The organism is Sphingomonas sanguinis (assembly GCF_001476905.1).
In the GTDB taxonomy this organism is placed as follows: Bacteria; Pseudomonadota; Alphaproteobacteria; order Sphingomonadales; family Sphingomonadaceae; genus Sphingomonas; species Sphingomonas sanguinis_B.
Genome location: NZ_LDTE01000112.1, coordinates 20,357 through 41,409 on the forward strand (window position 1 = coordinate 20,357; position 21,053 = coordinate 41,409).

The following is a 21,053-nucleotide window of genomic DNA, read 5'->3' on the forward strand; positions in this document are numbered from 1 at the left end:
GCTATGTCCGGCGGACAGTTCATGACCGTTCTGATCGTCGCGATCGTGATGATCGCCAGCATCTTCAAGGCCAAGCATCGCCGCTCGCCCGGTCTCGACATGGTCGAGCATCTGCGCGGCGACAGCGCCCGCGACACCCAGGCGCTGCGCGGCGAAATCCAGCAGCTCAAGGAGCGCATCCAGGTGCTGGAGCGCGTCATCACCGACGAGCGCAAGAGCATCGACCTCGACCGCGAGATCGAGCGGCTGCGCGACCGTTAAGCCAACCATTGATACGGACAGGGAGCCCGGATCATGACCGACACCAATCTCTACATCGTCCTTGCCACCGCCGGGCTTGCCGGCCTCGCGATGATCGTCACCGCCGGTCTCGCCGGATGGCGCGGCTGGTTGCAGCTGAAGAGCCGCGAGTTCGACCGGACGAACGACATGCCCTATCCGCCCGCCAGCTCGGCGGCGTCGCGGATCGAGATGGCGGACCTGAAGGAGCGTATCCGCAAGCTCGAAGCCATCGCCGCCGGCGTCGACCTCTGACCATCGCATGGGACAGGTGGGAATGGCCCTCCCCCTTGATCCTGCCCACGATCGACGGCGACCCGGCTTGTCGTGGGATCATGCACCGGGTAGCGGACAATGCCATGTCCGACCTTGCCGAAATCCGCGACGAATATGAATTTCTCGACGCCGACGATCGCTATCGACTGCTGATCGATCTCGGCCGCGCGTTGGAGCCGATGCCCGAGGCATTGAAGACCGATGCGACACTAGTGCGCGGCTGCTCGGCCTCGGTCTGGGTCTATCCGACCAAAAGCGATGGCGACAGGCTGCATTTCCTGGCGGACTCGAACGCGGCGATCACCAAGGGGATCATCGCGCTGGTCCTGAAGACGGTGCAGGACCGGACGCCTGCGGACATTCTGGCGACCGATATTGAGGGTGAACTGGCGCCGTTCGACCTGAAGAACCAGCTGAGTTCCAACCGGACCCAGGGGATTCCGAATATGATCGCGCTGATCCGGGAGACCGCCGGGCGGTATTGATCAGGCAGCGGCGGGCTCGGTGAGACACCGGGCCCTCCCCCATCCCCTCCCGCCTGCGGGAGGGGAGCGGCTAGAGGCGCAGAGGGGTTAGTTTTGTTCGCCGTTAAGCCATGGGCAGGTCGCTGTTGAAGCAGGCTTAGGGCTCCCCAAAACACGCCCCTCGCGCAGGCGGGAGGGGATGGGGGAGGGCCTGGTGTCTCACTGAGCCCCCGCTAAAACCTCAAGCCCCCCGCCCCAACCGCGCCGCAACCGCTTCGACATCCTCGCCCGGCGTCACCACCAGCCATTCCCCCGGTCGCCGCCCATCCACCAGCGTCACCGCATTCTTCGGACATAGCCCCAGGCACTTCGTCTCGACCACCCCGACCGGGGCCTTCCGCCCCTTGCCGAAGATTCGCCTCAGCGCCTTGGCCAGCGGCGTCTTGCCCTTCGGCCCGAATCCACCGCCGACCTTTTTGGAACATTTGCCGCAGACCAGGACCGTCGCTTCCCACTCCGCCTTGGCGCGACGGATCATTCGGGTTTCCAGCTCCGGCGTTCCTCGGCGGCGCGAAGAACCTCGTAGGCCGCCTGCACCTGCTGGAATTTGGTCGCCGCCTCCGGGTCGTTGGGGCGAATATCGGGATGGTTCGCCTTGGCGAGCCCGCGCCACGTCGCGCGGATCAGGTCGAACTCGGCGTCCGGCTCCAGCCCCAGCGCATCGAGCGCGCGCATCTCGTCGCGTGACCGGCTGCCGTCGCCAGGCCCCGCCCAGGCCTGGTGCTTGGACTGGGCATAGCCTGCACTGGTCTGCCGCTCGGACGCTTCGCGCGCGGCGGCTTCCTCGGCGCTCAAACCCTGAAAATAGTCCCAGCCGCGATTATACTCGGCGGCATGCGCCTCGCAGAAATACCAGCGGTCAGGGCTGTTGGGAGATTTGGGGGCCGGGCAGTTGCCCGGTTGGTCGCAACCGTGCCGGTCGCAGATACGCACAGGTTTTGCCTCCCGCGACGCGCCATAGCTGCGCCAGCGGGGGAAGCCCCAGTCGTTGGATCGGGTAGAAGAACGCGCCACGCCGGCCGATTTAGGCGACTTGCGCGCCGGTGCAAGCATCGACGCCGTGCTTTGCGGGACAGAGCCTCCAAATGCCCGCTGAATCGCTTGACCGGCAATGGTTCCCTCGTTCATGAAATATACGTCATCATATATTCATGTCCGTACCGGACATATGCGGACGCCCAGTTTTGACAGGAGCCAGCGTGGCCCAAAGTCGTTCTTTCCTGGCCACCGCAAGAGCGGACATACCGGCCTCCATCGTGGTGGCGCTGGTCGCCCTGCCCCTCTGTCTCGGCGTCGCGGTCGCATCGGGTGCGCCGCCCTTTGCGGGCATGATCGCCGGGATTGCGGGCGGCCTGATCGTCGGTTTCCTGTCCAAGTCGCCCTTGTCGGTCGCGGGTCCCGCCGCCGGTCTGACCGTCATCGTGTTCGAGGCGATCGAGCGGCTGCCCAGTTTCCAGGTCTTCCTGCTGGCCGTGATGCTGGCGGGCATCCTCCAGCTGGCCTTCTCCTTCACCCGTGCGGGCGTGCTGGCCGAGTTCGTCCCCTCCTCCGTCATCACCGGCATGCTGGCGGCGATCGGCTTGATCCTGATCCTGAAGCAGATTCCCCATGCCATCGGCTATGACGGCGATTTCGAGGGCAGCTTCGAATATGCCAGCCGGGCGGGCGGCAACACCTTTACCGACCTGTGGACCAGCGTCAGCAACGACATTGCTCCCGGTGCGGTGCTGATCGGCGCGGTGTCGCTGGCCTTCCTGTTCTGGTGGGATCACGCCAAGCCCAAGCAAGGCCCGCTGCGCCTTCTGCCCGGACCGCTGGTCGTCGTCGTCATCGGCGTGGTCGGCAACATGATCCTGGGCGCGACGCGTCCCGACTGGCAGCTGGCGGGCGCGCATCTGGTGCGGGTGCCGGTCGCGGGCAGCGCCTCGCAATTCCTCGGCCAGTTCCAGCTTCCCGACTTCTCGGCGATCGGCATGGGCGCGGTGTGGACCACCGCGATCACGCTGGCGATCGTCGCCAGCCTGGAATCACTGCTGAGCGTCAAGGCGGTGGACGAGCTCGATCCGCGCCGCCGCACCACCGACAAGAATTGGGAGCTGATGGCGCAGGGCGGCGGCAATATCGTCTCCGGCCTGCTCGGCGGTCTGCCCGTCACCTCGGTGATCGTGCGCTCTTCGGCCAATGTCGATGCGGGGGCGGAAAGCAAGCTGTCGACGATGTTGCACGCCACCTGGCTGCTGCTGTCGGTCGCGCTCATCCCGGTCGTGCTGAACCAGATTCCGCTGGCCGCGCTGGCCGCCGTGCTGATCGCCACCGGCTACAAGCTGTGCAAGCCCAAGCTGTTCACCGAGCGGTACAAGCAGGGGTGGAGCCAGTTCATCCCCTTCATCGTCACCATCCTGGCGATCCTGCGCACCGACCTGCTGATCGGCATCCTGGTCGGTCTGGTCGTCGGCTTCGTGTTCGTCGTGGCGCGCAATTTCCGCCCGGCGCTGACCTTCGCGTCCGATGGCGAGGATTGCCTGATCCGGGCGCGGCGCAACCTGTACTTCATCCACAAATACGAATTGCAGAAGTCGCTGGGCAAGGTGCCGGACGGTGCCAACCTGCTGATCGACCTGTCCTCGACCTCCTATGTCGACCTGGACAATGTCGACATCATCAACGCCTTCATCAAGGGCGCCGACTTCCGTGGGATCAGCGTGATCGTGCGCGGCGACATCGCCGAGCGGACCACGCCGCTCATCAATGCCCCATCGACCGGAGTGCGCTACGCATGAGGGAATATAAGCAGCTGCTGCTCGCCAATAAGGCCTGGGCAACCGAACTCCTCGAGGAAAAGGCCGACTTCTTCCAGCGGCAGACGGCGGGCCAGAAACCCGATTTCCTGTGGATCGGCTGTTCCGACAGCCGGGTGACGCCCGAGCAGATGACGATGACCCCGCCGGGCGGCATGTTCCTGCACCGGAACATCGCCAACTTGGTCCATGACGACGACCTGAACCTGTTGTCGGTGGTGCAGTACGCGGTCGATGTGCTGAAGGTCCGTCACGTCATCCTGTGCGGCCATCATGGCTGTGGCGGCGTGCTGGCAACACTGGAGGGTGGCACGCAGGGGCCGGTCGACCAATGGCTGGGCAATGCCCGCGACGTGCTGCATCGCCACCAGGACGAGATCGATGCCCAGCCGGACCAGGCCGCGAAGGTCAACCGGCTGGTCGAGGTGAACGTTATGGAGCAGCTGCGCCACCTCGCCCGGCTCGACACGATCCAGAAGGCCTTTGCCGAGAAGCGCGAGCTGTGGCTGCACGGCTGGGTCTATGACATTCGAGACGGGCATATCAAAACTCTGCTCGAGATCGACGCTAACACCGACCTCGACGGCATGGTCCGTCCCGACAAGGTACTCGTCTGATCGCGGCCGCTTGATCGCGCCCCGGTGACCGCCTAGCCTCTTCCCGTCCATGGGGGAGGATGACATGCGGCACTGGGGTATGGCGGCGATGGTCGCGTTGTTGGCAACGAGCAGTGTTTCGGCGCGCGATCTGGAGGTTCCAGCGAACAAGGGCTGGATGCACGCCGAGACGAAGCTGATCGTCCGGTCGAGCGTCGCCGGGCTGAACCGCACCGCGATCACCGACGCGACGACCTCGGAACATGACATCGCCGTCAAGCTAGAAAGCCCCGACAAGGCGGTCTTCGCCACGCTGTTCCTGTTCCACCCCGCGGTGCCCAGCGTGCCGCTCTGGTTCGACCGCTCGCGCACCGCAATCGAGGAGCGCAAGAATTTCGACAAGGGCGCGCCCGCCAGCGCCGATCCCATCGCCTTCGCGCCGCTGGGCACCGGTCCGGCGGTGGGCTTGCGCCAGAGCTGGTCGCTGCTGAGTAGTCCGTATCGCAGCACCTCGCTGGCGGTGATGCCGATGGGCGAATGGTTGCTGGTCGTGCGCCTGACCGCCGAGAAGCTGACCGCCACGACGCTCGACGGCAAGATGGACGAGATCATCGCCGCGCTGAAGCCCGCCATCGCGACGACGCCCGCCTATCCGGGTCCGGCGGTGCCGATCCAGCCCTGCGCCAGCCAGACCGACTTCGCGCATCTGCCCAAGGCCAAGGTGGAAAAGCCTGGCGGGGCCGACGTCATGAGTGATCTGCTGCTGGGCGCGGTCATGGCCAATCACAAGCCCGCCCCCACGACCGAAGCCGTAAAGCCCGCCGGGCCGATCTGCCGCGATGGGGCCGGCCATACGACCTACGGCGTCTATCGTTGGGATGGGTCCGACATCAACGGCTATACGATGGCGCTTTACGATGCCGGACGCACGATCAGCGTCTTTCCGAGCATCATGAGCCAGATCGAAAAGCGCAAGACCATGTCCTATTCGGTGGTGCTGCATCATGTTGATGACAGCGCGGACAGCTATCCCTCGTTCAACGGCCTGCCCCGCCCCGAACAGGTATGGGACCTTATCACCAAGGGAACACCCTCGGCCACGTCACAAGGCAATAATGTCTCGATCAATGCCAGCGCGCTGGGCAAGCCGTGATCGGGCAATAGCCCGGTCGGAAAATTCAGTCAGAGGGCCTGTAAGCCGGGTTCTGTCCACCGGCAAAGCCGGATGGGCGACCATTCTTCTAGGACGATGCTTGCACATCGCCTCAAGCAACCAACCCGGATAGCGGGCGGGAACGCGCCCCGACGCTTTCGCGCCATGCCATCCCTATTCGGTCTTGCTCCCGGTGGGGTTTGCCATGCCGTTTCCGTTACCGGACCCGCGGTGCGCTTTTACCGCACCCTTTCACCCTGACCTGGCCGAAGCCGTGGCCGTCTGCTCTCTGTGGCACTGTCCCTGGGGTCGCCCCCGCCGGGCGTTACCCGGCACCGTTGTTCCGTGGAGCCCGGACTTTCCTCGCCCCCGGTTTCCCGAGGCCGCGGCCGCCCGGCCCTCTGACTGCGGGCGGATGTAGACGGATTGGGGATTAGGGCAAGGGGTTTGTGGCGGGGCCGCCCTGCGCCCCTCAATCATCCCCCTGCGGACGAGGCAGCAACAGCGCCAGCAGGATCATTCGGCACTCCGCATCTATCTCGCCATCCACCAGTTCGGGGCGGAAGCGCCGCTGGAACGCCATGATCGCCGCCATGCGGTCAGTCACGTCATAGCCAAACCGCTCCAACGCCAGGCAGAAGCCCGCCTCGGTCCACATCGGGTCCATCAGCTTCTTGGTCGGGCGCGGCAGCGCCAGGCGGCGCCGGGCCAGCGTGCCCCAGGGAAACAGCTCGCCCGGATCGCGCTTGCGCGCAGGCGCGATGTCCGAATGACCGACGATATTGCCACGCGTGATGCCGTGGCGCTTCTGGATGTCCGCCATCAACTCCATCAGCGCGGCGATCTGTTCGTCGGGGAACGGGCGATAGCCCCAGTCATGGCCGGGATTGACGATCTCGATACCGATGCTGGCCGAGTTGACATCCTCGATCGACCGCCAGTGCGAGCGGCCCGCATGCCAGGCGCGGTTCTCTTCGTCGACCATGCGCAGGACTGTGCCGTCTTCGGCCACCAGATAGTGGCAGGACACCTTGGCGTCCGGATCGCGAAGGCGGGCGATCGCGGATTCCGCGTCCTGCATCCCCGTATAGTGCAATACGATCATCGTGATGGGCAGACTACGCGCGTCGAAATTGGGCGACGGCGTTTCGACGATCGTCATGCAACCTCCTGAACGACCCCGGTTCACCGCCCCTGTTAGCGGCATTGGACGTTCAAGGATATGGCTTCATGCCACGCCTCGGTCAGGCGTAGCGAAATGGGCCATCGATCGCGCATTTCTCATAGACCGCGCGTCCCGTCTCGGCGATCTGGAACAGGTCGGTCTGGCCGATGACCGTCTCGCCCGCGCCCAGGATCAACCCGCCTGAGGGTCGCAGCGCCTCTGCAATAGCGTGGAACGCGCGCTTTTTGGGTTCGGGCGCGAGGTACAGCATCACGTTGCGGCACAGGACCAGGTCGAACAGGCCGCTTGGGGCCGGGTCGGCGATCAGGTTGAGCTGCCGATACTGGATATGACGGATTAGTTCGGGCTTGGCCGTCCATTCGTCGCCCGACCGCCCCTCGAACCAGCGGACCAGTCGGCGAATGGGCATGCCGCGCTGAACCTCGAACTGGGTGTAAGAACCGGTGCGGGCTCGGGCTATGGCGGTTTCGGAGACATCGGTCGCCACGATCTCGGGTATCGGCGTGCCGATCTGCTGCTGGCGCTCGGCAAAGACGATCGCCAGCGACAAAGGCTCCTGCCCGGTCGAGCAGCCGGCGCTCCAGATACGCGCGCGGCGGCCGCTGCGCTCCACCTCGGCCACGCGATCGACGATATGGTCGAAGACGTGCGGATCGCGGAAGAAAGAAGACTCGCCGTTGACCAGCGCGTCGATCACCCGGCCCGCCAGATGGGGATCGCGCCCGTCCAGCACCGCGTTGACCAGCTGGTCGAGCGTGTCGAACTGCCGCTCGCGCATCAACGGGAGCAGGACGGTATCGACGCGGGTCGAACGATGGCTGGCGATCTGCTGCCCGGTCCGGGCTTCGAGGAGCGCGGCGAGGACGGTCAGCGCCTGGGCCGTCACTACCCCGCCCGGCATCGCGGCCATGGGCGTGCCTCGTGGACTGCCCGGGGCGGGCCATGGAATTGACGCCCCCATCATGCCATACGTCCCGTGGCGATCATGGCTCCGATCTCCTCCGGCGACAGGATGGTATCGGCCAGCTGGTGCGACACGACCGCACCCGGCATGCCCCAGACGACCGAGCTTTCCCGGCTCTGCGCGACGACGCGCCCGCCCGAGGCTTTGAGCGCCCGCGCGCCGTCCAGCCCGTCGCGGCCCATGCCGGTCAGCACGATGCCCCAGGCGCGGTCGCCCCAAAGCTCGGCCAGCGAGGCGAACATCGGGTCGACCGAGGGCAGGCAGCCGCTCCGCGCGCGTTCGTGCTTCAACCGGATCGCGGCCCCACCATCGGTCAGGCGGACAAAGGTCATATGCGCATCGCCCGGTGCGATGATGATCCGGCCGGGCCGCACGCGCATCCGGTCCTGCGCGACCTCGCACGGGCGGCGGGCGACGGTGGCGAGCTGGGCCGCGAAAAAGGGCACGAAGTCGACGGGCAGGTGCTGCGTGACGACGACCGGCACCGACAGGCTGGCCGGAATACGGCCGAGCAGCTTGGCGAGCGCATGGATGCCGCCGGTCGAGGCACCGATCCCGATGATGTCGGGCAGGACGATACCGACCGGCTGGCGGACAGAGTTGGGAACGGGGGCAGGCACCGGCGCCGGACGGTCGTCGCGCGGGGCCAGCGCGTCCAGTTTCTGAATGAGGGATTCGCCAAATTCCGCCAGCCCCTGCGGTCGCGGCTTGACCAGCGTGTCGGCCGCGCCATGCGCCATTGCCTGCACCGCCGCGGCACCACCGGTCGGGGTCGAGCTGGACACGATGACGATCCGCGCGCCCTGCCCCACCGCCTGGATACGGGGTAGCGCGGTAATGCCGTCCATGCCCGGCATCGCAACGTCGAGCAGGATGACGTCGACCGCCTGGCGGCTCAGGAACTCCAGCGCGGCATCGACATGGGTGACGGCCCCCGCGATCACGAACCGCTCATGCGGCTCGATCTGGCGGGCGATCAGCGCCCGCGCGACCGCCGAATCGTCGACGATCAGGATGCGCGTCGGCGCAAAGGCCCGCGAGGGCTGCACCGTCGAGACGGGGTCGGGGTGGGTGAGCGATGCCATGTCGACGGAGCGCCGGGGACGCACCAGACTCGAGTGGTTCAGATCATGCCGACGAGCTGGAGCTTGCTTTCCAGCGTGTCGCGATCGAACGGCTTCATGATGTACTCGTCCGCACCGGCATCGATCGCGGCGCGGATATGCGCCATGCCGTTCTCGGTGGTGCAAAAGACGATGCGCGGACGCGGCGCGATATCGGCCTCGCGCAACGCGCGCAGGAAATCCATGCCACTCATGACCGGCATGTTCCAGTCGAGCAGGATCACATCGGGCACCGATTCGAGGCATGCCTCCAACGCCTCACGACCGTCCCCCGCCTCGCGCACTTGGAGGTCGAGCGTTTCGAGGATGTGGCGAGCGACCTTGCGGATCACCTTGGAGTCATCGACGACGAGACAGGTTTTCATGCGGTACGCCCTATTCTACCGTGGCCCCGTCGGGCCCCGTCCTGCACGATAAGGCGGGAAAGTAACGGCCTGGTTAATCGGTCAGGCCGCCAGCGATGCGGCCTGCGGCACCAGCCGCTTGAGGTCGAGGACCAGCAGGGGCTCGCCGTCGCGCACCACCATGCCGTCGGCGGCGCGCGACCAGCGCCCCTCGGCCGGGGGAACGTGCGGCATCGGGCTGGTCTCGAACATCTCGATATCGTCGAGCGCGTCGACCAGCATCGCGTAATAATGCCCGTCCTGCTGAGTGATCACCGCCCGGCGGACATGCGGCGGCATCGGCTCCAGCCCCAGGGCCAGCCGGGTGTCGACCACGGTGATGACCCGGCTGCGCAAGGCGGTCAGCCCCCGCACCGACGCTTCGGCACGCAGCACAGCCACCACCTCGCCGATATCCACCACCGAATCGACCTGATCGGCGTCGAAGACCACGCCCTGCCCGGCGATGCTGGCGATCAGGAACAAGGGCATCAGCGACCTCCCCGACGCGCATGGCCCGCCAGCGCGGCGATCAGCGCGGAACGATCGTAACGATAGATGCTGTCGGAGCCCGTAGGCCCCTCCCGATCGCGGCGCAGGCGCACGACCGGCGTGTCGGACGGGTCGCAGGCCTCCACCTCGCCCTCCATGACCAAGCGAACGGCCGGGGCCCCGTCGGCGCTCGAGCGAGTGACACAACGATAGCCATGCGCTTCCAGAACGGGCCGCAGGAATCGGTCCATCCAGGCCGCCCCCGCCCCGTCGAGCAGGCAAAGCGGCGCACCGTCCCCGCCCTCGCTGCTACCCTCCATGTCAAGGAACAGCGTCAGCGGATCGAGGATTTCTATCGCCTGGCCATCCCAGACCGTGACGCCCAGCACGATGCCACCGGAGGACGCGGCGATCTCGGCGGGCAGCTGGATGATCTCCAGCGCGGTCGTCATGGCATAGGCGCATTCCGCCTCGCCATCGGTCAGGCGGATCACCTCGATTTCGCGGCCGGTCAGCGCGTCGTCCAGCGCGACCGGATCGACATGGTGGAGCGGAACGGTCGTCTCGCCGATGACCAGCCGGACGCGGCCGCCCGAGCGATGCACGGCCGAGGTGGCGACCTTTTCCACCCGGTCGATCGCGGCCAGCGGCATGGTCCGGCGCACCCCGTCCAGATCCGCGAACAACAAGGCGGGATGGGTGGCCTCCTCCGCCTCTACCTCGGTCGCGGCGATCACCTCGCGCTGGAAGCGCAGGCCCGCCGCCGTCGCCAGCCCCGCCCCGTCAAGAAGGAGCATGGGCAGGCCGCTGTCGGGCAGGGTCTGTCCGGCATAGAGCCCCGTCGCCATGACGGCGGGTGCGGCGGGCTTGACCACCACTTCCTCGGTGTCGAGCACATCGTCGACGCCCAGCGCATAATCGCCGTCGCGGGTCGAGACGATGACCAGATTGGCGGGATCGCCCTTCCCTATCCCCAGGAACGGCGCGAGCGGCAGCATAGGCAGGCGGCGTCCGCGCACGGTAGCGATACGGACATCGCCGACCGGATCGATCCGCACCTGTTCGCCGCGCACCTTCACGATCTCCTCGATCGCCTGGCGGGCAATGGCGAAACGCTGTGCGCCGACCGCAATGACGATGGTCGACATGATCGACAGGGTCAGCGGGACATGGATGGCGATGGTCAGCCCCTTGCCAGGCCGGTTGTCGAGCGCGACGCGGCCGCCGACATGCTCGATATTGGCGCGGACCACATCCATGCCGACGCCGCGTCCCGACAGGGTCGACACGGTATCGCGGCTCGACAGGCCAGGCTCGAACACCAGCTTCAGCTTTTCCGCCGGGGTCATTACCGCGACTTCGGCGGCGGAGCGCAGGTCGGTCGCGATCGCCTTGGCCGCGACACGCGCGACGTCGATCCCGGCACCGTCATCCGTGACCTCGATCAGGATCTGGTTGCCCGACTGGCGCGCAGTGACCTGGATATGGCCGGTCGGCGACTTGCCCGCGCGGCGACGCTCGGCGGGGCTTTCGAGACCATGGTCGATGGCATTGCGGATAATGTGGACCAGCGGATCGCGCATCATCTCGATCATCTCGCGGTCGAGTTCGACGTCCGACCCTTCGATCTTCAGCGACACCGCCTTGCCCAGCTCGGCGGCGGTGTCACGCACCATGCGGGGCAGCGCGGAGAACAGCCCGTCCACCTTCTGCATCCGGGCGCGGGTCACCGTATCGCGCATGTCCGCCACGGTCAGCGACAGCCGGTCGAGCGCCGCCTCGACACGTGGGTCGAGCCCCTCGTCGCGCAGTCGCCGGGCCAGTTCGTTGCGGGCCAGCACCATGTCAGACATGCCGCTCATCATCCGATCGAGCAGATCGACGTTCAGGCGGATACTGCGCGGGGCCACGCGCAGGGCCGGAACTGCGCGGGGGGCGGCGGCAACGGCCTTTTGCTCGATATGTGCAACGGCGGCGATCAGAAGGTCGTCGTCGGAATCATCCTCCGGCGTGCCGGCGGCGATCGCCTCGACAATGGCACCGATCCGGTCGACGATCGCGAGCACGGCATCGACCAGCCCGGTATCGGGGGTGCGATGCCCGTCGCGCACGGCGGCTAGCGCATCCTCGGCGGCATGGCTGAGGCGAGCGAGGCGCGGCAGGTCCAGAAAGCCGCAGCTGCCCTTCACCGTATGGACGAAGCGGAAGATCGCATCCAGGCGCGCCCGGTCGGCCGGGGCCGCTTCCCATGCAACGATCTCGCCGGACAGCGCGTCCAGCGTTTCGCGGGTCTCGGCAATGAATTCCTGCAGCAGGTCGTCCATAAGTCCCTGAGGGCGCGCTCCCTTCGCGCACCTTCTTGCCGCCACAAGATTAAAAGGGTGTTTACCCCGCGCGGATCGCCGCACCCAGGATCATCGTATTGGGCGCGGGTTCGGTGACCAGGGTCATACCGCCATGTTCGGTGGTCAGCGTATGGACCAGGAAGGCGGGCGCGGTACGCGACGCCAGCGGTTCGGTCCCCTGCCCCTCCATCAGCGTCCGGCGGATTTCGAGGTCGAGCAGGATGCGTGGTCCCTCGATACGGATCGCGATCTCGATCGCCTCGCGCCCCGCCTCGGCCCCGATGTCGATGGTGCCGCCGCGCGCGAGTGCCTCGGTCGCGATCAGCGCCAGATTCATCAGGATGCGGACCGCAGGCTTGGGCAGGCTGGGCTGATCGACCAGCCAGCCCAGCGTCGTGCGGCGATTGTCGATCAGCAGCCCCTCAATGGCGGTCTTCGCCTCGCCCATGTCGACCCGGTCGGAAAAGCCGCCACCCGCGCCGAAGGCCAGGCGGAAGAATTTCAGCTTGTTGGCCGAAGCGCGCGCGCTGTCCGCCAGCAGCTCCATGCAGCGTTCGCGCATCGCCGGATCGGTCTCGTCGGCCAGCAGCTCCAGCCCGTTGTTGAGCGCCCCCACCGGCGACAAAAGATCGTGGCACAGTCGCGAACACAACAGGCTCGCGAAATCCACCGGGCTGACGGTCATGAAAAATCCCTCGACAAACTGGCCCTTTGTGACGTGGGCCTTCATCATGCGCAAGCAAGTGTAAGCGGATCGAAGCGGCCATGTCGCCGACCCGCCGCCACCGCGCGCCAGGCGGTGACCCGGCCGCCCCCCGCGATCAGCCAGATACTGCCGTCGGGCGCGGCGTCCGCCGCATCGCGGGGCGAGGGTTCGGCCAGACCGGTCGGATGCGAATGATAATGGCCAATCACCCCCGCCCCCCCGGCGCGCGCCGCCCGGTGCGCGGCGATCAGCGCGGCCGGATCGATCTCGAAGCGGTGCCAGGGCTCGGCCGCGACATTGGCGCAAGGTTGCGCGCCGTCGATGCGATCCCCCTCGCCCAGCAGCAGCCCGCACACCTCCCAATCCGGCGACGCGGCGGCGGCGGCGCGAATGAAGTCCAGCGTATCGCTTGAAATCGTTACGGTCATGCCCAAATGGGGTAGCCTATGGACCGGGGGGTTTCCATCATCGATGCGCGGATCGCGCCCACAGCGGACGGCTGGCGGTTGGACCGCGCGCTGGCCGATGCGGTGCCGACCCTGTCGCGCGAGCGGCTGAAGGTCCTCATCAACAGCGGCGCGGTGACCCGCGACGGTGTGATGGCCCGCGACCCCGCCAAGCGGGCGACCGGCGGCGACCTGTTCCAGGTCGCGGTGCCTGCCCCCCTGCCCGCGCATAACGAAGCGCAGGATATTCCGCTCGTCATCGCCTATGAGGACGAACATCTGATCGTGCTCGACAAGCCTGCCGGGCTGGTCGTGCATCCGGCGGCGGGAAATTTCGACGGCACGCTGGTGAATGCGCTGCTTCATCACTGCGGCGGATCGCTGTCGGGCATCGGCGGCGTCGCGCGGCCCGGCATCGTCCACCGGATCGACAAGGACACCTCCGGCCTGATGGTCGCGGCCAAGACGGACCGCACGCATGAGGGGCTCGCCAAGCAGTTTGCGGCCCACTCGATCGACCGTCGCTACCGCGCGATCACCGGCGGCATCCCCCGCCCCGCCGACGGTACGGTCGACGCGCCACTCGCGCGCAGTCCGCAGAATCGCAAGAAGGTCGCGATCGTGCAGGGCGGCAAGCGCGCCGTGACCCATTATCGCACCATCGAGAAGCTGAACAACGCCGCGCTGGTCGAATGCCGCTTGGAAACGGGACGGACACACCAGGTGCGCGTGCACATGCAATCGCTGGGTCACGCCTTGCTGGGCGACCCGGTTTATGGTAGAACAAAGGGTGCTCAAAAAGCCCTGCTCGACGAACTCGATTTCCGGCGCCAAGCCCTGCACGCGGCGCATCTGGGCTTTATTCATCCCATAAGTGGTAACGCTTTGGCGTTTGAGAGCCCGATGCCCGCCGATATGCAGGAACTGTTCAGTCGGCTTCACGTATAGCAGAAGACCGCCTCGCGCCCGACGACGGGGCGAAACGGATTGACGCTCCAGAAAGGGAGATAAGGATCATGGCAAAAGGCAGCAACGTCCCGGCGACGATTCCTGCGCTGGGCGGGGAGCAGTCGCTCAACCGCTATCTGGCCGAGATCAAGAAATTCCCGATCCTTGCCCCGGAGCAGGAATATATGCTCGCCAAGCGCTTCCAGGAGCATGGCGACCCCGAGGCGGCGGCGCAGCTCGTCACCTCGCACCTGCGTCTCGTGGCGAAGATCGCGATGGGTTATCGCGGCTATGGCTTGCCCACGTCCGAGCTGATCTCGGAGGGCAATATCGGCCTGATGCAGGGCGTGAAGAAGTTCGAGCCCGATCGCGGCTTCCGCCTGGCCACCTACGCCATGTGGTGGATCAGAGCCTCGATCCAGGAATATATCCTGCGCTCGTGGAGCCTGGTGAAAATGGGCACCACGGCGGCGCAGAAGAAGCTGTTCTTCAACCTGCGCCGGATGAAGTCGAAGCTCGACGCGTTCGAGGACGGCGACCTGCGCCCTGAGGACGTAACCAAGATCGCCACCGATCTGGGCGTCAACGAGGACGAGGTCATCAGCATGAACCGCCGCATGGCGATGGGGGGCGACACCTCGCTCAACGTCTCGATGCGCGAGGATGGCGAGGGCCAGTGGCAGGACTGGCTGGCCGATGACGCGCCCTTGCAGGACTCGGTCGTCGCCGAGCAGCAGGAGGCGGATGTCCGCCACGACATGCTGGTCAGCGCGATGGACGACCTGAACGATCGCGAGAAGCACATCCTGACCGAGCGTCGCCTGACCGACGATCCCAAGACGCTGGAAGAGCTGAGCCAAGTCTACGGCGTCAGCCGCGAGCGCGTCCGCCAGATCGAGGTGCGCGCGTTCGAAAAGCTGCAAAAGGCGATGATGCGCATCGCCGGTGAAAAGCGGTTGCTGGCGGCGGCCTGAGCATGACTAGGGCTCCCGTAGCCGCAAGGCTGACGGGAAGCCCTTTCTTTGGTGTGGCAAGCACCAAGCCCAGTATCCCACCGCTTTCACAAATTGCTCGGCATCGCGACAAGACACTGCAAGCGCCCGTCAGTCAGGTCAGAACGGGCTTTTCATCCTTTGCCATTCGTCCAATACCGTAGTGCGGTCGGCCGGACGTGCCGCCATCACTTGGCGTATAAATGGTAGATTGGCATCGAAAACCGGCGCTTTCCAGACGGGTTCGCCCCGTGCCGAAAGCCACGCCTTCACGATCCACAACAGCGCGACCTCATGGCGCCCGTCGAGAATCCGCGCCGCCAATAGTGGCGCAAAGGATGATGGCAGAGGATGTCGCGCCAAGGCTTGGGCGGCAAAGGCCGAATTGCGGTCCTCAGGCGCATCAAGCAGCACGAGAAGCGGTGCGAGATGGTCGGCATCGTGGGTCAGCGCAAACAGTGTTTCGCGGCGGGCGGCCTCGAAGGCCACGCCATGAGCAGCATCCGCCATTCGTGCCGCGTCCAGTTTGGCAATCGTCGCGGCGTCACCAATAAGCCGCAAACCGTCGAGATCAGTCGTATCCCCCTCAACACCACGTGCCTCCATCATCACGCGTGCACGGGTAAGCTCGTCGTTGCTCATGCCCTCAAAATGAAAGGGGAAATAACCCTCCGCCTTGTCACGCCCCTTCGCATGGAACTGCGCGATGAAAGCCGGCCACGTCACTGCCAATCCCCTGAGTCCGGCAAAACAATCTTCTCCTCAAAACTGGTGATCCGGCCCGAGACTTTACCTGCTTCAACCTCAGGCAGTTCATATTTCCGAAAGATATAGCCGCCGCCCGCCCTGCTGGGGGATTGCAGCGCCTCGACATCGCCGCTCAATCCCCGCGTATAGCGTGCCGACGTCCTTCCCCATACCTGCTCTCCGCCCTTGTCCCACGGCATAGCGTTGTTGAGATGGTCCCAGTCGTCAATTACGCGCCCGCCCGGCGTTCCCTCAAGCGTCGTACCACCATGAGCCTTGGCATATTGCCCCGCCGCCACTTTATTGCCAGACCATAAGAAGCCTCGCTTGCCCTCGGTCGAAACATCCAGCCGTCGAACGACGCCATCAACATCGCCTGCATCGACATGGCGAGTGAGAATGGAACGGGCTTCGTCGATACGGCCCTCTTTGGAAGGGCGGAAATTCGCGAACGATCATGCGCGATGCTGCCCTCCCGGGCCAGCTTCGGGCCGGAAACGACCATTCCCATGCCGACCAGCCCCTGGAGCAGATCACGATAACCCGGACCGATGGCGTCACCAACCAGGCCGACGCCTTCCACACCGACATATCCCGCCGCTCCGATCGCGGCAAAGGTTCCGAAGGCCGCCGCCCCCGCCATCGCCATCGCCATCGCCATCGCCATCGCCATCGCCATCGCCATCGCCGCGAACACGCCCGCCCCAACTAGGCTGCCGATCCCCAGTATCTGCAATCCAGATCGCGTCCAAGACTCCAGGTCAAAAACGAACCCGGTCTCTACCGTTTCGCCGCCTATGAGGACATTGGAGGATGCACTTTTGATATGCGCGCCACATGTCAGCTTCGATTTCAGCCGGGAAGCGGGTTGGCCGTTGATGAAAACAGTTGCCGACCCTTCGCGCACAATGACAGATCCCGGCCATGGCGGATGATTGAAGGGCAAACCATTGCAACTCGAGGCACTGGAAAGTTCGGCACATATGGCTGCGCGGCTGTTCACGAAAACGTTGGATGAGCCAACCGCCAGCACACCCGTTGTCGGTTCTGGCAGATTGAAGATTGTCTCTAGGCCCGACGCGATCTGATCGCCCGCCAAACCGCCCCCCGCAACCGCGCCAGCGATCGCGACTGCGGCAAGTCCCCCCGTAAGAGTCATCGCACCCACAACTGCGATGCCAGCGGCCACACCGACAAGCGCCCCGCCAACCATTGCGAGCATCCCGTAACCATGGGCGATCTCGTCATCGATGCGAGCGGCAGGTTCCATCGTCATCGCGTCAGACGCTTTTTTAGATGCGCATCATGGGTAATGGGCGGCGGCGGCCGACGCATCGAAATTCAGGCTCGCCATCACCCTGCGCCAATCATTTTCATGATATCCGATCTCTGCGGGCGTCGCCGTGAGCGTGCAGATAATCGCCATGAAATCAGCATCGAAAAAGACCTGCCGCAAATGCACTGTGCGGCCATCCTTCTCGAACTGGAACTCAAGCCAGGCAGCATCGCGCTCATTCGCGTGAAGCAACTCCCGCTTCAGTTCGCGATAGCCGGGCAGGCTACGGCTAACGGTGTTGGCCTGCTTCTCGAAATATACGGCAAAGGGTATAACGCCCTTGCCCGGGTCTTTCGTCATAACGAAACTGGCCTCGCCGCCACCGCCTGGCACAGGCGGTAGGCGAAATGCTACGATCGACTGATCGTGCCAATGGTCTGGCACATCGAATGTGGCTACACTTGTGCGATAGATTGACATCATAGCCATCGTGGTATGATCACACGCCAAGCACAAGGCCTTTGGGCGTCTAGGCAGGCCGGGCTATGAGCGGCAAGGGATATAGCAAAAAGGGCCCCGGCTTTCGCCGAGGCCCTTTTCCATTCCGCCTTTCAGCAAAATCACCGGATCGGCGAGTTCGGGTCCAGCCGCATGTCCAGATACCGGTCCACCGACCCCATCAACTCGGGCATTTCATGCTCGAAGAAGTGGTTGGCCTTCGGGATGGTGTCGTGGTGGATGGTGATGTGCTTCTGGGTGCGCAGCTTGTCGACCAGCTTCTGGGTCGCCGCCGGGGTGGCGACCTCGTCGGCCTCGCCCTGGATGATGATGCCCGAGGAGGGGCACGGCGCCAGGAAGGTGAAGTCGTACATGTTGGCGGGCGGTGCGACCGAGATGAAGCCGCGGATTTCCGGGCGACGCATCAGCAACTGCATCCCGATCCACGCGCCGAAGCTGACCCCCGCGATCCAGGTGGTAGAGGCTTCGGGGTGGAAGCTCTGCACCCAGTCGAGCGCCGAGGCGGCGTCGGACAGTTCGCCGATGCCGTTGTCGAACGTGCCCTGGCTCTTGCCGACGCCGCGGAAGTTGAAGCGCAGCGTGGCGAAACCGCGCCGCTGGAAGGTCTTGTAGAGTTCCTGCACGATCCGGTTGTTCATCGTGCCGCCCGCATTGGGGTGCGGGTGCAGGATCATCGCGACGGGCGCGCGCGGACGCGGAGCGGGAGCGAAACGGCCTTCGAGGCGGCCTTCGGGGCCGGGGAAAATGACTTCGGGCATCAAAACTCGCCGATCTGGATCGCGCTGGTGGAGCGCCGGGAACCTTGCGCTATATAGGCGGGAAGCCCCTTTTCGCAATTGTTCGATCATTCCAGCGAGGGAACGAACCCTGTCCCGTCTTTATCTCGATCATGCCGCAACCACCCCGATGACCGATGCCGCGCGGGTTGCCCTGGCGGAAGGATGCGCGGTCTGGGCCAACCCCTCCTCACCCCATGCCGAGGGGCGCGCCGCCAAGCGCGCGCTGGAGGACGCGCGGGCCGGCATCGCCCGCTCGCTGGGCTGGCAGCACGATATCCTGTTCACCAGCGGGGCGAGCGAGTCGCTGGCCATTGCGCTCACCCGGTCGATGGCCGAGCGGCGCTTCGTCGGCGCGATCGACCATGATGCGGTGCTGCGCGCCGCCCCCAATGCGACCGTGATCCCGGTCGGGCCGGACGGTGCACTCCGCCTGCCCGACCTGAGCGGTCCTCGTGCCGTGGTGACCGTGCAATGGGCGAACAGCGAAACGGGCGTGCGCCAGCCCATCGCCGAACTGGCCGAGGCGATCCATGCCGCCGGACATATCCTGCTGGTCGATGCGGCGCAGATGCCCGCCGGGGTCGACCCGGAGGTGATCGCCCATGCCGACCTCGTGGCGCTGTCGGCGCACAAGCGTGGCGGACCGCCGGGGATCGGCGCGCTGCTGGTCCGCGACCTCGCCTTGCTCGCGCCGACCGGCGGGCAGGAGCGCGGCTATCGCCCCGGCACCGAGAATATGCCGGGCGTGCTGGGCTATGCCGCCGCGCTGGCGGAAGCGGAGCCCGACCATGCCGAGCTGCGCGCCCACTTGGACGATGCCATCCGTCGTTCGGGCGGGATCGTGGTCGCCGATGCCAGCCGCCGCCACCCCGCCATCGCCAGCTATCACATGCCCGGCAAACCCTCGGCGGCGCAGCTGATCCAGTTCGACCTCGCGCAGATTTCGGTCTCGGCAGGCAGCGCCTGCGCCAGTGGCAGCCTGAAGCCCAGCTATGTGCTGGCCGCGCTTGGTTGGAGCGTCGAAGCGGGACGCGAAGTGGTGCGGGTCAGCTTCGGCCGGACGACCACGCGCGAGGATGTCGACCGCTTCGTCACCGCCTGGCGCGCCATCGCCCGCGGCAAGCGGGTGGACGCGGCGTGATCTATCTCGACTATCAGGCGACGACGCCGCTCGCCCCCGAGGCGTTGAAAGCGATGCTCCCCTGGCTGGAACAGGGCCATGCCAACCCCCACTCCCCGCACCGCGCCGGACGGCAGGCGCGCGCCGCCGTCGAGGTGGCGCGCGATCAGGTCGCGGCTTTGCTGCCCGCCGGTGGCCGGGTGGTCTTCACCAGCGGCGCGACCGAGGCGCTGAACTGGGCGATCAAGGGCACCAGCGGCGGCATCGTCACCACCGCCATCGAACATGCCGCCGTGCTCGACGCGGCACAGGCGACGGGGCGGCCACTGACGGTCCTCCCGGTCGATGGCGAGGGACTGGTCGCGCCGCAGCCGGTCGCGGACGGCACCGGGCTGGTCGCCGCGATGCTGGTCAACAACGAAGTCGGCACGATCCAGCCCGTCGCCGCGCTGGCCGACGCAGCCCACCGCGCCGGGGCCTGGATGCTGTGCGACGCCGTGCAGGGCTATGGCCGGATCGCCATCCCCGAAACGGTCGACCTGATCGCCGTCTCGGCGCACAAGATCTACGGGCCCAAGGGTATCGGCGCCCTGTGGATACGTGACGGCATTGCCCTGCCCCCGTTGCTGCATGGCGGGGACCAGGAGGGCGGCCGATCGGGCACGCTCAGCCCCGCGCTCTGTGCCGGGTTCGGCGCGGCGGCGAGTTTGATGGCGACGCAAGCCGAGCGAGATGCCGCGCAGGTCGAGCGGCTCTGGGCATTGGCGGTAGAGCAGTTCGGCCCGGACTGGACGATCAACGGATCGACCACACAGCGGTATCACGGTAACCTCAACGTGCGTCGTAACGGGCTGGATGTCGCGCGACTCATGTCCGATTGTCGCGATATCGCCTTTTCGGCCGGCAGCGCCTGCGCCAGCGGATCGGGGCGGCCCAGCCATGTGCTGACCGCGCTGGGCCTGACCGAGCGGGAGGCGAAATCCTCGATCCGGCTGGGCTTCGGGCGCTACACCAGCGAGGCCGAGCTGACCGAGGCGATCGATCGGATCAACACCGCCGCAAGGGCACAGGGACGATGATCGCGCTGACCTTCCTTGCCCCCGATGGCACGACGGTCGCCACCGAGGCGGTTCCCGGCGAAACGCTGCTCCGTGCCGGACAGCGGGCGGGGCAACCGCTGGAGGGCACCTGTGGCGGACAGATGGCCTGCGCGACCTGTCACGTCCTGATCGACCCGGCCTTTCTCGACCGCCTGCCCGCGCCAAGTGCGGAGGAAGAGGACATGCTCGACCTGGTGCCCGACGCCACCCGGTCCAGCCGCCTCGCCTGCCAGATCGCACTGACCCCGGCGCTCGACGGGCTCATCGCCCGGCTTCCATGAACCTTTGATAACAAAGGAG

At 66.0% G+C, this 21,053-nt stretch carries 26 protein-coding genes and 1 other RNA gene; 11 read left to right on the forward strand and 16 right to left on the reverse strand.

Annotation, left to right across the window (positions count from 1 at the left end; all coding sequences use genetic code 11):
• Positions 1 to 21: 21 nt before the first annotated feature.
• The 3 genes from SB4_RS15615 to SB4_RS15625 all read left to right on the forward strand — a co-directional run bounded on the left by SB4_RS15615 (position 22) and on the right by SB4_RS15625 (position 1,040).
• Positions 22 to 261: a hypothetical protein gene (locus SB4_RS15615; protein ID WP_241488647.1), complete on the forward strand. Its 240-nt coding sequence runs from the start codon at positions 22 to 24 to the stop codon at positions 259 to 261.
• A 33-nt stretch (positions 262 to 294) separates the two neighbouring features.
• Positions 295 to 534, forward strand: a complete 240-nt coding sequence (locus tag SB4_RS15620; protein ID WP_058717808.1) for a hypothetical protein — start codon at positions 295 to 297, stop codon at positions 532 to 534.
• A gap of 104 nt (positions 535 to 638) precedes the next feature.
• A complete protein-coding gene (locus SB4_RS15625) occupies positions 639 to 1,040 on the forward strand; it encodes a SufE family protein (RefSeq protein ID WP_058753334.1) in 402 nt (133 codons plus the stop codon).
• A 220-nt stretch (positions 1,041 to 1,260) separates the two neighbouring features.
• Here SB4_RS15625 and SB4_RS15630 read toward each other — a convergent pair whose 3' ends face one another.
• On the reverse strand, positions 1,261 to 1,557 hold the full coding sequence (locus SB4_RS15630; RefSeq protein ID WP_058733072.1) for a hypothetical protein: 297 nt from the start codon (positions 1,555 to 1,557) through the stop codon (positions 1,261 to 1,263).
• Entirely contained in the window at positions 1,554 to 2,093 is a 540-nt protein-coding gene (locus SB4_RS15635) for a J domain-containing protein (RefSeq protein WP_056434533.1), read from the reverse strand. Before SB4_RS15635 ends, SB4_RS15630 begins: the two co-directional genes overlap by 4 nt.
• Positions 2,094 to 2,278: 185 nt before the next feature.
• Here SB4_RS15635 and SB4_RS15640 point away from each other — a divergent pair, with 185 nt between their 5' ends.
• The 3 genes from SB4_RS15640 to SB4_RS15650 all read left to right on the forward strand — a co-directional run bounded on the left by SB4_RS15640 (position 2,279) and on the right by SB4_RS15650 (position 5,626).
• A complete protein-coding gene (locus SB4_RS15640; RefSeq protein WP_082670227.1) occupies positions 2,279 to 3,859 on the forward strand; it encodes a SulP family inorganic anion transporter in 1,581 nt (526 codons plus the stop codon).
• Positions 3,856 to 4,494, forward strand: a complete 639-nt coding sequence (locus SB4_RS15645; RefSeq protein ID WP_058753311.1) for a carbonic anhydrase — start codon at positions 3,856 to 3,858, stop codon at positions 4,492 to 4,494. The genes SB4_RS15640 and SB4_RS15645 overlap by 4 nt, the downstream gene beginning before the upstream one ends.
• A gap of 64 nt (positions 4,495 to 4,558) precedes the next feature.
• Positions 4,559 to 5,626 (forward strand): hypothetical protein, encoded by a 1,068-nt coding sequence (locus tag SB4_RS15650; RefSeq protein ID WP_153006274.1) that lies wholly within the window; start codon positions 4,559 to 4,561, stop codon positions 5,624 to 5,626.
• 25 nt (positions 5,627 to 5,651) lie between these two features.
• Here the strand turns inward: SB4_RS15650 and rnpB are convergent.
• The 9 genes from rnpB to SB4_RS15690 all read right to left on the reverse strand — a co-directional run bounded on the left by rnpB (position 5,652) and on the right by SB4_RS15690 (position 13,254).
• An RNA gene (gene rnpB / locus SB4_RS20425) (RNase P RNA component class A) lies at positions 5,652 to 6,031 on the reverse strand.
• Positions 6,032 to 6,098: 67 nt separating this feature from the next.
• Entirely contained in the window at positions 6,099 to 6,788 is a 690-nt protein-coding gene (locus tag SB4_RS15655) for an N-acetylmuramoyl-L-alanine amidase (protein WP_058753313.1), read from the reverse strand.
• 82 nt (positions 6,789 to 6,870) lie between these two features.
• Positions 6,871 to 7,722: a CheR family methyltransferase gene (locus SB4_RS15660; protein WP_241488648.1), complete on the reverse strand. Its 852-nt coding sequence runs from the start codon at positions 7,720 to 7,722 to the stop codon at positions 6,871 to 6,873.
• Between the two features lie 50 nt (positions 7,723 to 7,772).
• Entirely contained in the window at positions 7,773 to 8,861 is a 1,089-nt protein-coding gene (cheB, locus tag SB4_RS15665; protein ID WP_058753314.1) for a chemotaxis-specific protein-glutamate methyltransferase CheB, read from the reverse strand.
• Positions 8,862 to 8,899: 38 nt separating this feature from the next.
• Positions 8,900 to 9,265 carry a response regulator gene (locus SB4_RS15670; RefSeq protein ID WP_058733076.1) on the reverse strand — a complete coding sequence of 122 codons (366 nt, stop codon included), beginning with the start codon at positions 9,263 to 9,265 and terminating at the stop codon, positions 8,900 to 8,902.
• 81 nt (positions 9,266 to 9,346) lie between these two features.
• Positions 9,347 to 9,775 carry a chemotaxis protein CheW gene (locus SB4_RS15675; RefSeq protein WP_058753315.1) on the reverse strand — a complete coding sequence of 143 codons (429 nt, stop codon included), beginning with the start codon at positions 9,773 to 9,775 and terminating at the stop codon, positions 9,347 to 9,349.
• Positions 9,775 to 12,099 carry a chemotaxis protein CheA gene (locus tag SB4_RS15680; protein WP_058753316.1) on the reverse strand — a complete coding sequence of 775 codons (2,325 nt, stop codon included), beginning with the start codon at positions 12,097 to 12,099 and terminating at the stop codon, positions 9,775 to 9,777. The genes SB4_RS15675 and SB4_RS15680 overlap by 1 nt, the downstream gene beginning before the upstream one ends.
• A gap of 61 nt (positions 12,100 to 12,160) precedes the next feature.
• Entirely contained in the window at positions 12,161 to 12,805 is a 645-nt protein-coding gene (locus tag SB4_RS15685; protein ID WP_058753336.1) for a histidine phosphotransferase family protein, read from the reverse strand.
• A gap of 44 nt (positions 12,806 to 12,849) precedes the next feature.
• Entirely contained in the window at positions 12,850 to 13,254 is a 405-nt protein-coding gene (locus SB4_RS15690; RefSeq protein ID WP_058733079.1) for a M67 family metallopeptidase, read from the reverse strand.
• Between the two features lie 18 nt (positions 13,255 to 13,272).
• On the opposite strand from SB4_RS15690, the gene SB4_RS15695 reads away from it, so the two are divergent.
• Together SB4_RS15695 and rpoH are read left to right on the forward strand one after the other, a co-directional pair.
• Positions 13,273 to 14,220, forward strand: coding sequence for an RluA family pseudouridine synthase (locus SB4_RS15695; protein WP_058733080.1), 948 nt, complete (start codon positions 13,273 to 13,275; stop codon positions 14,218 to 14,220).
• A 68-nt stretch (positions 14,221 to 14,288) separates the two neighbouring features.
• Complete coding sequence (gene rpoH, locus SB4_RS15700) at positions 14,289 to 15,194, forward strand: RNA polymerase sigma factor RpoH (RefSeq protein ID WP_007404166.1); 906 nt, start codon at positions 14,289 to 14,291, stop codon at positions 15,192 to 15,194.
• Positions 15,195 to 15,332: 138 nt separating this feature from the next.
• Here the strand turns inward: rpoH and SB4_RS15705 are convergent, their stop codons facing one another.
• The 5 genes from SB4_RS15705 to SB4_RS15725 all read right to left on the reverse strand — a co-directional run bounded on the left by SB4_RS15705 (position 15,333) and on the right by SB4_RS15725 (position 18,512).
• Positions 15,333 to 15,944, reverse strand: coding sequence for a hypothetical protein (locus SB4_RS15705; RefSeq protein WP_153006275.1), 612 nt, complete (start codon positions 15,942 to 15,944; stop codon positions 15,333 to 15,335).
• Positions 15,935 to 16,159, reverse strand: a complete 225-nt coding sequence (locus SB4_RS15710; RefSeq protein ID WP_058753318.1) for a hypothetical protein — start codon at positions 16,157 to 16,159, stop codon at positions 15,935 to 15,937. Before SB4_RS15710 ends, SB4_RS15705 begins: the two co-directional genes overlap by 10 nt.
• 29 nt (positions 16,160 to 16,188) lie before the next feature.
• On the reverse strand, positions 16,189 to 17,235 hold the full coding sequence (locus SB4_RS15715) for a PAAR domain-containing protein (RefSeq protein WP_058753319.1): 1,047 nt from the start codon (positions 17,233 to 17,235) through the stop codon (positions 16,189 to 16,191).
• Positions 17,236 to 17,262: 27 nt separating this feature from the next.
• Entirely contained in the window at positions 17,263 to 17,724 is a 462-nt protein-coding gene (locus tag SB4_RS15720) for a DcrB-related protein (RefSeq protein WP_082670228.1), read from the reverse strand.
• 131 nt (positions 17,725 to 17,855) lie between these two features.
• Positions 17,856 to 18,512, reverse strand: coding sequence for an alpha/beta hydrolase (locus SB4_RS15725; RefSeq protein WP_007404127.1), 657 nt, complete (start codon positions 18,510 to 18,512; stop codon positions 17,856 to 17,858).
• A gap of 148 nt (positions 18,513 to 18,660) precedes the next feature.
• On the opposite strand from SB4_RS15725, the gene SB4_RS15730 reads away from it, so the two are divergent.
• From SB4_RS15730 to SB4_RS15740, 3 genes are read left to right on the forward strand one after another with little or no spacing between them, the layout of a single operon-like run.
• A complete protein-coding gene (locus tag SB4_RS15730) occupies positions 18,661 to 19,674 on the forward strand; it encodes a cysteine desulfurase family protein (protein ID WP_058753321.1) in 1,014 nt (337 codons plus the stop codon).
• Complete coding sequence (locus SB4_RS15735; protein ID WP_058753322.1) at positions 19,671 to 20,732, forward strand: cysteine desulfurase family protein; 1,062 nt, start codon at positions 19,671 to 19,673, stop codon at positions 20,730 to 20,732. The genes SB4_RS15730 and SB4_RS15735 overlap by 4 nt, the downstream gene beginning before the upstream one ends.
• Positions 20,729 to 21,034, forward strand: coding sequence for a 2Fe-2S iron-sulfur cluster-binding protein (locus tag SB4_RS15740; protein ID WP_058753323.1), 306 nt, complete (start codon positions 20,729 to 20,731; stop codon positions 21,032 to 21,034). Before SB4_RS15735 ends, SB4_RS15740 begins: the two co-directional genes overlap by 4 nt.
• Positions 21,035 to 21,053: the final 19 nt, after the last annotated feature.